This is a genomic window from Clostridium sp. LIBA-8841, from assembly GCF_057782475.1.
This window is the reverse complement of sequence record NZ_CM173488.1, coordinates 1,753,684-1,766,565: the sequence shown is the minus strand read 5'-3', so window position 1 is coordinate 1,766,565 and position 12,882 is coordinate 1,753,684. Positions and strand designations below refer to the sequence as shown.

The window sequence follows — 12,882 nt, the reverse complement described above, 5'->3', positions numbered from 1 at the left end:
CTTAAACTTTTCATTTTATACTATTGTTTTAAGGTATTCTAATCCTTCTTGTACACTTTCAATTGGAGACTTTGTAAAAAACTCTTGCTCAACTATAATCCATTCTAAATTATTTTCTTTAGCCTTTTTTACAATAGACTCTATATCTAATATTCCATTTCCTATTTCCGTTGAATTCTTTTCTTTATTAGCCACAATCATATCTTTAATATGAATAAGTTTTATTCTATCCCTATGTTCCTCCATATAAGAAACAGCATTTATTCCTGCATATTCAATCCAATAAGTATCTAATTCACTTATTATTTCTTTATTAAATCTTTCAAATAATAAATTTAATACTGACTTTTCATTAAACTTATTAAACTCATGATTATGATTGTGATATCCTAAAACCAATCCATTTTTACTGCATATATATGAGGCCTTATTTAATATATCTGAAACTTCCTTTACATCATTTTCATTATTAAAAGAAGCATACGGACAAATAATATACTTATTTCCTATATCTAAATTTAATTTTATAACTTCATCTAAATTATCTCTTAAATCATTTAAAGGTACATGACTACCACAAGAACTTAAATTTAGCTCCCCTAAAACTCTTTTTAATTCTGCACTACTTAGATTTCCATAGCCAGCAAATTCGACACCATCATACCCCATGTTAGCTATTTTTTTTAAAGTTCCAATAAAGTCTTTCTCACACTCTTCCTTTACACTCCAAAGCTGAAGTCCTATTTTCATCCTACCTCACCACCTTTATATAACCTTAAATAAAACCTATTTATTAAATGACTAGCTAAAAATCAATGCTCCTCTAGACAGAACCATTTAAATATACTGGTTGTCCTGTTTTTGAAGACTCATATATTGCTTCAAGTATTTCTGTTACTACTAAGGCTTCCTCAGGTTTTACCACTGGCTCTAAATCGTTTATTACACAATTTATCCAAGACTTAGCTTCTAAATCTCCTGGTTCTTCTGACTCTCCTTCATAGAAGTCGACTCCTCCAGCTTGTAAATCTATTTTCTTCTCATAAAGTCTACTGTACTTTTCTCCATTTAAAGTTAATCCATTTTTCATATCAGCTCCACCTTCAGTTCCACAAAGAGTTGTCTTTGCTTCATCAACTTCAAGTGAATTTAAGGCCCAACTTGACTCTAAAACTATTGTTGCTCCATTTTCCATTGTTATAAATCCAAAAGCTGAATCCTCAACAGTAAACTTTTCCGGATCCCATGGTCCCCATGCATTAGCTGCATTTTCCTTATTACCTAATTTATGATAAACATTTCCTACAACGTATTTTGGCTTATGATTATTCATCATCCATAAAGTTAAATCTAATGCATGAGTTCCTATATCTATTAAAGGACCTCCGCCTTGTTCAAACTCATTTAAGAAAACTCCCCAAGTTGGAACTGCTCTTCTTCTTATTGCATGAGCTTTTGCAAAGTATATCTCTCCTAATTCTCCAGCCTCACAAACCTTATGAAGATAATCTGAATCCAATCTAAAACGATTTTGATATCCTATTGTTAGTTTTTTACCTGTTATCTTTGCTGCTTCAAGCATTTTTCTTGCTTCTTCTGATGTCTTAGCCATTGGTTTTTCACACATTACATGCTTACCAGCTTCTAAAGCATCTATAGTTATAAAGCTATGAGATCTATTTGGTGTACAAACATGTATAACTTCAATTTCTTCATCTTTTAAAAGTTCTTTATAATCAGAATAAACCTTTGCATTCTCTATACCATATTCTTTGGCAGCTTTTTCTGCCTTCTCTATTTCTAAGTCGCAAAATCCTATTAATTCAACTTCCTTAATCTTTGATAATCCTGGTAGATGCTTACCATTAGCAATCCCACCACAACCTATTATTCCAACTTTAACTATTCTACTCATAAAATTCACTTATTTATTTGAATATTGCTTTAAAATAAATAAGCTTTCTCACTCCCCTCATATTTTTTATCTTAAATTTAAATTAACGAATTGACTCTTTCCAAGGATTTCTCCCTCTTATTTACAACTCCATTCTATACCATCCATTCCCAAAATACTTGTCATTAATTGCTTACTTCTTCTCATATATTGCTTATTTTTTATATTGTATAAATCTCTAAATTTCCTAATGGATACTAAAAAAAATAATGACCAAAAATAAAATTATAAATAATACAAACTTTTCAAAATAAGTTCATGGTTTAAATTAGTATTGCTTTTTAGATAGTACCCTAAGACCATATTCTTAAAAACAAAATAAAAAAACACTAACTTTCAATAAAGTAACTCTGTACTTTAATAAGTTAGTGCTCTTTTTACTTGGATAAACTCCATATTATATTTATAACAAGTCTATTTCCAACTTTTTTAGCTTCTATCTTTTGTCCTTGTTTCTCTACTAATAATTTAACTATTGCCAAGCCTAAGCCAGTATTTTGTCCAGTTCTCATTCTATCTCTAGTAAAAAACTTTTCAAAAATTCTATTTATATCTTTAGCTTCCAGTGCTTCAGCTTTATTAGAAAACTCTATTATTATATTATTTTTTTCTTTTCTTAAGGATATTTTAACCTCCCCTTCTCCATGCTTTATTATATTTTCAGTTAAGTTTGTAAATATCCTGTTTAGGGATTCTTTATCACCTAATACTATATTTAATCCTTCTTCAATTTCAATTTCCGGTTCTCCAAACTTCTCATATAAAGTTTCATAAAAAGCTGCAATAATTTCTCCTAAAACTATTTCTAGTTTAATAGGTTCAAGGGTAATTTCATATTGATCTGCTTGAATTCTAGATAAGCCATAAAAGTTAGTTATTAATCCATTTAAAACTGAAGCTCTTTTTTCTATTATTTTTAAATACTCTCTTTTTTCATCTTCCTTTAGATTCTCATCATTTAATAAGTAAACATATCCCATTATTGATGTTAAAGGGGTTCTTAAATCATGTGACATATTGGCTATGGCATCTCTTAGCTCCATATCCTTTTCTTTATAAATCGCTTCTTTTTCTTTTTTATCATCAATTAGTTTATTTATTTCTATTATTAAATTTTCAATATTTTTATTTGGAACTCCTAATCTTAACTTCTCAGTCTTTCCCTCTCTATTTAGTCTTTTTAAATCTAAAGTTATTTTATTTATTTCTCTTTTTTTAAAAATCAAATTTATAACAACAATAATAAGGATTGCGGAAAGCAATCCTATTATAAAAAGGTCCAATATACTTCCTCCTTATTTAACTTCTTGTTTTTTCATAACTAAAAGTCCTAAAATTAAAAATACTATTGTATTCACTATTCCTACTATTATATTTGTTCCTATAATACTATCAGTTAATCCAATACTAACTAATTCTTTTAAAGGATTAAATAATAAGTAAGGATAAATCAAAGTGAAAACTCCTCCATAAAGGCTATCTAATATAGAAAATACTATTGGTACTCCTGAAACTATTCCTAAAATTATCACCACAGCTAATGTTTCTTTTTTAATGATTATAGTTATTAAATCATATAAGGCTAATGCACTTAAATATATTGGAAATGCTACTAATAATCTATATATTACATCTAAAAAGTCAGAAAAACCATTTGGTCCAACTAATCCAAAAATATATGATGTTACTATCATAGTTATTACTGCTGCTATTTCCATAATTAAAAATATTATTACTTGTGCTATATATTTACCTAAATATATTTTTTCTCTTGATAAAGTTGAAGAAACTAAGTTTTTAAGAGTATTTTCCTTATATTCTTCCATAGGTACATCCATAAATGCAAGCATCATAAAAGAAATTGCACCTATAAAATTAATTGCTGTAAAAGCTAATGGTGAGAAATCCATCACAGTAGAGGTTGCTCTCATCATATTACTAATAGCCACTCCAGCTACCACTATAAGTAAATTAAAACCTAAAGAAATTGTAATATATAAAAATGGCCTTCTTGATGTCTTATAAAGTTCTGCTTTTATTAGATTAAGCATTATTTTCACCTCCAATAAGATTTATAAAATAATCTTCTAAATTAACTCCAACTCTTTCTAGAGAATAAACATCTACTCCACCTTCTACTAAAGCTCTATTTATTCTCTGTGGATTATCTAACTCTCTATAAACTTTTATAAATCCATCTGGTAAAATCTCGTATGAATTATTCTTTAATGCTTGTTCTAATATTATAGAGGCTCTCTTACAGTCATCAACCTTAATAAGTAAATGGTGTCTACATTTTTCATTAAGTTCTTCCTCTGAAATTTCCTCTACTATTTTTCCATCTTTTAAAAATCCGTAGCAATTTGCAAGTTGTGATAATTCTCCCAATATGTGACTTGATACTAAAATTGTAACTCCATTTAATTTATTTAATTTTAAAAGTACTTCACGTACTTCTCTAATTCCCATAGGATCCATTCCATTAGTTGGCTCATCTAAGATAAGAAGTTCAGGTTCTCCTAAAAGTGCAAGAGCTAATCCAAGCCTTTGTTTCATACCTAAAGAAAACTTTTTAAATTTCTTATTTCCTACATCACCAAGTCCAACCATTTCTAATACTTCATCAATAGATTTTTCTCCTACTATTCCTCTTTGAATTCTATAATATTCAAGATTTTGCTTAGCCGTAAAAAATGAATAAAATGCTGGAGTTTCTATTATATTTCCTATTTTTTTATGCTCTAAAAGTTTTTCCTTCTCATCTATTTTTCCAAAAAGCTCTATTTCCCCAGAATCAATATTTGCTAGAGATAAAATCATCCTTATTAAGGTTGTCTTACCTGCACCATTCTTTCCGACCAATCCATATATATCACCTTTTTTTAAATTCATGTTTAAGTTATCAAGAACAATCTTCTTGCCATATCTTTTGTTTAAATTCCTTACAGAAATTATATTTTCCAAAGTTCCTTACCTCCTAATAAGTTTTTCTCTGTATTTCTCTCTATGTTTATATAATAAACCCTAAGTCTCAAAATACCTTAAAGAAACCCTTAAGAAAGTCTTAAGTTTTTTATTAACTCTTTTTTAAATGGCTCTATTTTAAGTGTAAATTACTCCATTTTAAAGCCAACACCCCATATAGTTTTTATATAATCATTTTCACTATCTAAAGCTCCTATTTTATTTCTAAGATTACTTATGTGAACATTTATAGTGTTGTCATCACCAAAAAACTCTTCTTCCCATACAGTTTCAAATAAATTTCCTTTTGTAAAAACTCTTTTAGGATTGCTTACTAGTAATTCCAATATTTTAAATTCCTTTGAAGTAAGTTGAAGTCCTTCTCCATTAACTCTTACTTCTCTACTTTTAGGTTCTAGAATTAACTTTTTGTATTTCAATGTTGTGTTTTCCTCTTTTTTATTGCTTATTATTTTATTTCTTCTTAAGTGAGCCTCAACTCTAGCTAAAACCTCCTGAACATCAAAAGGCTTTGTTACAAAATCATCTGCGCCTAACCTTAAAACATTTATTTTATCCTCTACTGTTGTTTTAGCTGATATAACCATTATAGGAGTATTCTTAATCTTTCTAATCTCCTCAATAAATTCTTCACCAGTTATTCCTGGCAACATGAGATCAAGTAATACAATATCAAACTCAAAAAATTCCAAACACATTTTCCCCTCTGAGCCAGAAAACGCTTGTCTAACATTATAACCTTCCTTAGTAAGAATTTTACTTAACAAGCCGTTTATATCTATATCATCCTCTACAATCAAAATATTTCCTAATTTATTTTCACTCATAATTATCCACCTATTTAAACACTCTTAAAGTTTATATTATAATAACAATAACTTTAACAGTACTAACTCCTTTATAACTAAACATAATATTTCTTTCACAAAAATAATACCATATTATTACATGATATTTTGTTTAAATTTTACTTAATTTTTATTTCTATTTATTAGATTAGCCTCTAATTATATTTTAAATAACTTAAAAGAGAGTAATTAAATTATATATTTATAAAAAATAATAATTTAATATACTCTCTCTTTATTAGATTTCTATGCTTTTAATCATTATTAAGCATAGGTTTTTTCATCATATATTTCTTTTATATCTTCTAGTTGAAAGACTTCACATCCTTCATAAAAACTTCTCGTTCTTTTATAAAAAATATTTCTTAATCTATTCTATAGTTTAAGAATCCTAAATTCATCTCTTTATTACGCTCTGCTAGTTCAAACTGATTTTCACCGTTATTTCCCCAAGTTATTGAGTAGTTAAATTCTATGAATCCACCTAGTGAAGCTTTAAAATTAGTTTCCCAAATATTGTTCATTACCCAAGAATATAGCTCGTAATCTTTTGAATCTATATATTTTTCATGGAATAATTTCTTCGAATTTTCATACTTAAGCTGAGATGTATAGATTAAAGATGAATCTGGCATAGCTATACTTATACCATAGTCCCCCTCTTTAAGTACAACTCCCTCTTGAACTAAATTAAAGTCACAATTTGTTCCTGGAAGTTGTTCTTTTTTGACCTGAACTACACAACCAGTCTTTTCACAGAATAAATCCATTTTATTATTGTTATAAGCAAATGGTAATGCTATATACATACTCTCTGGATCCCAAACACTTTCCTTATTCATAACAACATTTATTTCAGATTTATTTATTTCATTGTATATTTTTACTACCACATTTATTAAGCCTGTACCTTTTAAGTCTAACTCTAAATTTATCTTTCCAAAGACTTCTCCTAGTTCGCTTACCCTTATACTCTTTATTTCTGGATAAAAAACTTTAGCATTAATTCCCCTCATATTACGTCCTAAAACCTGACGAACTTTATATTGAGCATCAGAAGTTTGTTCAACTACTTCAGTCAATTCATAAACAGGCATAAATGCACCAACTTTAGAATTTTCATCATATAATTCAACCTGATTAATCTTATCAAACCAACTTATTATTCCCTTTTCTTTGTTCCACTTAATTCTAACATTATTATTTTCAAAAGCATTTTCATACTTTATTATTTCTCTATTGTCTTCATATAGGAATATATCATCAATCCCTTGACAGCAGTGGCTTTCATTAGCAATTTTTATGAAATTAATATCATCTTCATGTCTCTTAACCCAAATATTTCTCTCTTCTTTAGGCTCTAAAGTTATTACAAAGTTTATATAAACTCCACGTGGATGTGGTTCGCTTTGAGTCTTAAATTCATTTCCTAAGTTATCTACTATAGTCTCTCTTAAGTTTGAAATTTCCCAATAATCTAGAGAAAGCTTAATACATTCTGTAATCCTCTTATTGTGTGGATTAACAATTTTAAACTTAAGCTTTCTATTTGGCTTTAATGTAGTCATTCCTTTTTCTTCTAAAACCTTATTATAATTTCTTATTGCCATTTCATGAGCTCTTATGGCATAACCTGATTTTTTATAATCTAATAGATTCACAAAACTATTCCAAGGATTAGTAAGTGAAGATGAATGTCCCCATGTATGCTCTGAATAAAGCATTAACTGATTCTCACACTCTTTAATCCACTCTTTATTACTAAGACTAAAATCCTCATCTATAAGCTTAGTTGTATTTAAAAGTCTTTGAGCCTCTTTGTATATTTTTAAAACTTGAGGTGTTGATCCTACTCCAAAAGACCACCAATCTGGCCAATCTCCCTTATAAGTCGGAATTTCAACCTTTGAGTCTTTAATTTTTTTAAAGAATGAATCTAAAGAAATCATCTTCATTTCTACTTCTTCTCCAAAATTATTGTTCCACCAATTTATAAATTCAACAACTTCAATATTAGGTGAACCATTATCTGTTGGAAGACCATGTACTGTTATCGGAACAAAATCATACTCATAATCTTGATTTTCTAATCCTTTTAAATATCTAAACATTCTTATTTTTCCATATTCAAATCTTTTATCCTCTGTAAATGAGGAGGTTAATTCATCTCTATTTATATATGAACCTGTTGCAGTTTTTACTATTCCAAATTCATTTCCAAAATGATAGTGCTCCCCATTCCAAACAAGGATCTTATTTCCTTTTTGAGATTCCCAATAAAAAGGAGTTTGTTTTTTAAATAAAGGATACATACCATGATGAGAATGGACACATGAATATAAATTTTCTATTCCACTTTCATATAAGGCATCTGCATATCCCCATGCATATCCATTAATATCTGCTGTCATTGAAGAATTTACTTTTTTCCCTAAGTTATCACAATAATTAACAGCCTCTGAAATATGATTTTTTAATACATAATAATCAATTGTTTCATTTAAGTTTAAATAATTGCCTGTAATTTCAATACTTCCATTTAATACACAAGTTTCAAAACGTTTTTTCCAATCTTCTGATGCTGCTTTTAGAAAACATTCAACACCCCAAAAAGATTCACAAGTCCAAATGAATTCACTTTCTCTCTCATCTTTTCTAAGCTCCTCTGCGATTTCAATAGCTTGCTTAATAAAATTAACATGATAATGTTCGATAGTTTCCTGACTTTGTGTATATCCGATGTCTGTGTGAGAATGATGAATTAATAAAACTTCCCACTTTTTCTTTAATTTAAACTCTCCCATGGCTCTGCCCCCATTTTCATAAATATTTTCTATTTGTATTTACATTTGATAACGTCTACATTATAACATAATTAATATTTTTTTGAATATTTTAATAAAATAACCTAAAAAAAAACTACTTTATATGAAATTTGACTATATGTTAATACATATAAATTCAAATAAAGTAGTTTTTTTTATTAATCATTCTAAAAATTTTTAAAATTTTATGCTTCTTGCGCTATACTGTTAACCTCATATTCTTTTCTTTTCTCTGTTTGATCAACTACCAATGCCGCTACTGAAGCTCCAGTAACATTAGTAGCAGTTCTTATCATATCAATTATTGAGTCAACAGCTATTACCATTGCTAAAGCTTCTATTGGTAAACCCAAAGCTGCTAACATTACAGTTGTTGACATAGTAGCTGAACCTGGTACCCCAGCTATACCAATAGAAGATATTACTGCTGTAAGTACAATAAGTATATATGAGTACATAGTAAGCTCCATATTAAACATATTTGCTGCAAATATAGCAACTATTGCTGGGTAAAATCCACCACATCCATTTAATCCAATTGTTGATCCAAGGGGTGCAACAAAACTTGCTATATTTTCTGATACCCCAACACCCTCTACTAGGGATTTTATTGTAACAGGTAAAGTTCCATAACTACTTTGACTTGTAAATGCTACAACCTGTGCAGGGAAAATTCCTTTAAAGAATTTTAGTGGATTCATTTTACCAACAAAGCTTACTAATGGAGTATATACAAATAAAAATTGAAGTAAAGCAGCTATATAAACAGCGGCAATAACCCATATTAATGACATTAAAGTATCAACTCCATTTTTTGCTGCAGCCGTAGCAATTAAGGCAAAAACTCCATAAGGTATTATTCTTAATACCATTTTAGTAATTCTTAAAACCACATCATAAGCAGATAAAACAAAATCTTTAAAAGGTTTTGCCTTCTCCTTGTTTGTATTATCCTCAATAACTAAGGCAATAGCTACAAACATTGAGAAAATAACGATTGGTATTATCTTATTATCTACAATTGCTGCTAAAGGATTTGATGGTAACATATCTATAAATACCTTTGAAAACTCTGGTATTTCCCTTGGTTTAAAGTTTTCAGCTCCTACAAGACTTAATCCTTGTCCAAGTCTTAAAGCACTTGCTACTATTATACCTATAATAGCTGCAGCCCCTGTAGTTCCTAATAAAACAGTAAATGTCTTTATTCCTATTGATTTTAATGTATTTAAATTTTCTAATCTAACAATACTAGTTATTAAAGATGTCACTACTAAAGGCACTACTATCATCTTAATTAAAGACATATATGCCTTTCCTACTGTATCTAAAAATAGTATATTTTCCTTAAATATAATTCCAAGTACTACTCCTAAAGTTAATGCTGTCAGCGTAGCAAATGAAAATTTATTTGTTATTTTTCTTATTTTGTATATAGCATAAGTTGCTAATATTGAAAATACAATTGCTAATACTAATTGAATATTAATCATATTAAATTCTCCCTTTGTAAAATTATTTTTTTATTTAACTCTGTTTCAATATGTTTTTACTTTAAAACAAAGTTTTAGATTAAATCTTTAAAATTAAGTTTTAATCATATAAGTAAAAAGTATAATTTTATCTCTATATGCTGGCCAGCAAAATATATAATAAAAAAAGCCCTCTACCCCTGTAAATTACAGAGGCAGAAGGCTATACTTCCACGGTTCCACTCTGATTAGATATAAAATATATCCATCTCTATTTAGGTACATACATACCCTAACTCTATAATGGGAGTTCCCATAAACACCTACTTAATTCGGCATTTCAGCTCCAAGGGGCACTTCAATAATACTTATTACAGGTTATCTCAGCAAACTAACCTTTCTCTGTAGTAACTTATAATATTTACTTTCCCTCTTCAACGCATTTGAAAGAATATTTTTCTTGTTTTAAATAATATATTATTTGTTTTTTAAAGTCAACATTTTTTTTAAAATAATTAAAATTTTAATAAATAATTTTATATAGATTACTTTCTATTAAACAAATTGAGTTTCTTCAAATCAGCTAAACACAAAGGTTTGCTGTAAAAATATCCTTGAATATAAATTTTATTTGATTTTGTATCTTTTATAAAATCAACTTGATTTTTCGATTCTACCCCTTCAACAATTATTGTCTTATTTCTTGTACAAGATAAATAATCTGAAGTTTCTATAATAGATTTATTCACATCTGACTCTTCAATATTGTCTATAAAACACTTATCCAATTTTATAACATCAAAATTGAACTTTTCTAACATTGAAAGATTAGAATATTCTACTCCAAAGTCATCTAAAGCAATAAAAAATCCATTTTCTCTAAGATATTCAATATTATTCTTAGCATTTTCTTGATTTTTACATTTATTGTTTTCAGTGATTTCTATACCAACTCTTTGATCACTCAATCCTGAATTATGTAGTATAATTATTAAATTTTCTACAAAATCTGTATTTTCAATTTCTTTTAATGATATATTCATAGAGACATAAAACTTATCTGATAAGCTCTTTATTTTGCTTAATTCTTCATAATCAATTATTATTCTATTCAGTATCCATATTGATACTGCACTCATCATATCAGCCTTTTCTATATCATTTATTATTATGTTAGGCATAATTATCTTATCTTTTAATTTTAGCCTTAAAAGTGCTTCGAAACCAACAATCTTCTCTTTTTTAGGATCTACTATAGGTTGATAATTCAGTAAATAGCTATCTTCCCTTATATATCTTTTGATTTTCTTCTTAATTATTAACTTATTTAAAACTGGATAAATATTTAATTTTAAAACTACTAAAAACAATATAATTATTAAAAACTTAAAAATTAAATTAATATTTTTTATTAAATTATTCTCTTTTTTAGTTATATTATTTTCATATTCATTTATTGAATTTTTATAGTAATTCTCTGCAAAATTTTTATTTTTAAAGTTTTCTAAATATAATAAGTCATCAATATATTTATCCTTTTGCTCATAATTTCCAATACTACTAGAAGATTTAATTAATCCTTCTAAAGCTCTTTCTAGATATTCTAAATTATAGCTTTCTTTTGATAAATCCATTAATTTTTCATATGCTTTTATGGATTCATTATAATTTTTTTCTTTAAAATATAAATTGGCCAATACATCATAATACATAATATCTTTATCAGAAAGAAATGTAACTTTATCCTTAGCTATATTTTCCTTTGCTGTATCCAAAAGACTTGAAGCCTCTGAAAGTTTTCCTTCACCACTTAGACATTCAGCTTTTATTATATTCTCTAAAATTTTAACATAATTATATTTGTTTTCATTGATATCATCATTATATTTATCAATTTCATCTATATATGATAATGACTTATCATAATTTCCCAACATGGCCTCTATTTCACTCATATTTATTAATTTATATATATTTAATTCAGACTTAACTGCCTTGTTGTTTATATCTATATTCTTTATATCATTTAATGTCTTAAGTGCCTCATCATATTGACCCATTTTCTTAGCTATAATCCCTAGACCTATTATGGCTTTATATCTACTTTCGTTATTTTTAGTTTTAATTGCATAATCTATAACATTTAAATTATCTTCAATTGCAGATGCATACTTATTTAAAATAGTATTTATTATTGCTAATCTTTCATAAACATATAACTTATTTTTATTATTAAGCTTATAACTATAGTCATTCATTGTATTATATATACCTAAAACTTCATGTATTCCATCCTCTGTATCTAGAAGCCTTCTTGAGGTATCCCATATTATTTTTTGGTATTTATTATAATCATCTGGACTTAAACTTTCAAAACCTTCTTTATCATATTGGATAGCTTTATTAACATCTCTATTATCTAAAGAATTTTCACACAAATAGCTAGAGGAATATAAAATAGCAAATTTTGATGTTTTTTTGTTCTTGTTCTCAATTGTCTTTTCAAAGTACCCTTTAGCTAATTCCTTATCTCCACTAATTTTCAAGTTATAATATCCTAAAATAAAATAATCATCTGAATTCTTTTCCTTGTCATTAGAAACTTTTTTTTCAGCCTCACTTATAACATAATCATTTGTATATTTTCCTTCTAAATATGAATACTCTATTCTACTTATCACATTAGGAATTCTTCTACAGTTAAAATAATATAATATGAAAAATGTGATTAAAACTAATGATATGATTAAAAAATATTTAACTTTTCTTTTAATTTTAATCATCTCCTCACCCAATTT

The 12,882-nt window shown here is 27.4% G+C and carries 9 protein-coding genes and 1 other annotated feature; all 9 genes read right to left on the bottom strand.

Going from position 1 to position 12,882, the window contains the following annotated elements; translation table 11 throughout:
* Positions 1-15: 15 nt before the first annotated feature.
* A complete protein-coding gene (locus AC2A4K_RS07740) occupies positions 16-750 on the bottom strand; it encodes a sugar phosphate isomerase/epimerase family protein (RefSeq protein WP_322503521.1) in 735 nt (244 codons plus the stop codon).
* A 73-nt stretch (positions 751-823) separates the two neighbouring features.
* Positions 824-1,915 (bottom strand): Gfo/Idh/MocA family protein, encoded by a 1,092-nt coding sequence (locus AC2A4K_RS07735; protein ID WP_322503522.1) that lies wholly within the window; start codon positions 1,913-1,915, stop codon positions 824-826.
* A gap of 416 nt (positions 1,916-2,331) precedes the next feature.
* Positions 2,332-3,237: a sensor histidine kinase gene (locus AC2A4K_RS07730; protein ID WP_322503523.1), complete on the bottom strand. Its 906-nt coding sequence runs from the start codon at positions 3,235-3,237 to the stop codon at positions 2,332-2,334.
* 12 nt (positions 3,238-3,249) lie between these two features.
* Positions 3,250-4,005 carry an ABC transporter permease gene (locus AC2A4K_RS07725; protein ID WP_322503524.1) on the bottom strand — a complete coding sequence of 252 codons (756 nt, stop codon included), beginning with the start codon at positions 4,003-4,005 and terminating at the stop codon, positions 3,250-3,252.
* On the bottom strand, positions 3,998-4,918 hold the full coding sequence (locus tag AC2A4K_RS07720; RefSeq protein ID WP_322503525.1) for an ATP-binding cassette domain-containing protein: 921 nt from the start codon (positions 4,916-4,918) through the stop codon (positions 3,998-4,000). The genes AC2A4K_RS07725 and AC2A4K_RS07720 overlap by 8 nt, the downstream gene beginning before the upstream one ends.
* A 149-nt stretch (positions 4,919-5,067) precedes the next feature.
* The gene (locus AC2A4K_RS07715) at positions 5,068-5,766 is read right to left on the bottom strand and encodes a response regulator transcription factor (protein ID WP_322503526.1); all 699 of its coding nucleotides are present in this window, start codon (positions 5,764-5,766) and stop codon (positions 5,068-5,070) included.
* A gap of 386 nt (positions 5,767-6,152) precedes the next feature.
* On the bottom strand, positions 6,153-8,591 hold the full coding sequence (locus tag AC2A4K_RS07710) for a glycoside hydrolase family 38 N-terminal domain-containing protein (protein WP_322503527.1): 2,439 nt from the start codon (positions 8,589-8,591) through the stop codon (positions 6,153-6,155).
* A gap of 206 nt (positions 8,592-8,797) precedes the next feature.
* Positions 8,798-10,105 (bottom strand): dicarboxylate/amino acid:cation symporter, encoded by a 1,308-nt coding sequence (locus AC2A4K_RS07705; protein ID WP_322503528.1) that lies wholly within the window; start codon positions 10,103-10,105, stop codon positions 8,798-8,800.
* A gap of 187 nt (positions 10,106-10,292) precedes the next feature.
* Positions 10,293-10,531: a binding site (T-box leader), on the bottom strand.
* Positions 10,532-10,629: 98 nt separating this feature from the next.
* Positions 10,630-12,867, bottom strand: a complete 2,238-nt coding sequence (locus AC2A4K_RS07700; protein WP_322503529.1) for an EAL domain-containing protein — start codon at positions 12,865-12,867, stop codon at positions 10,630-10,632.
* Between the last annotated feature and the right edge of the window lie 15 nt (positions 12,868-12,882).

Bases quoted from the DNA above. Each gene is read 5' to 3' on its own strand.
- AC2A4K_RS07740 (WP_322503521.1), bottom strand. From the start codon at position 750: ATGAAAATAGGACTTCAGCTTTGGAGTGTAAAGGAAGAGTGTGAGAAA.
- AC2A4K_RS07700 (WP_322503529.1), bottom strand. From the start codon at position 12,867: ATGATTAAAATTAAAAGAAAAGTTAAATATTTTTTAATCATATCATTA.
- AC2A4K_RS07715 (WP_322503526.1), bottom strand. From the start codon at position 5,766: ATGAGTGAAAATAAATTAGGAAATATTTTGATTGTAGAGGATGATATA.
- AC2A4K_RS07735 (WP_322503522.1), bottom strand. From the start codon at position 1,915: ATGAGTAGAATAGTTAAAGTTGGAATAATAGGTTGTGGTGGGATTGCT.
- AC2A4K_RS07705 (WP_322503528.1), bottom strand. From the start codon at position 10,105: ATGATTAATATTCAATTAGTATTAGCAATTGTATTTTCAATATTAGCA.
- AC2A4K_RS07710 (WP_322503527.1), bottom strand. From the start codon at position 8,591: ATGGGAGAGTTTAAATTAAAGAAAAAGTGGGAAGTTTTATTAATTCAT.
- AC2A4K_RS07725 (WP_322503524.1), bottom strand. From the start codon at position 4,005: ATGCTTAATCTAATAAAAGCAGAACTTTATAAGACATCAAGAAGGCCA.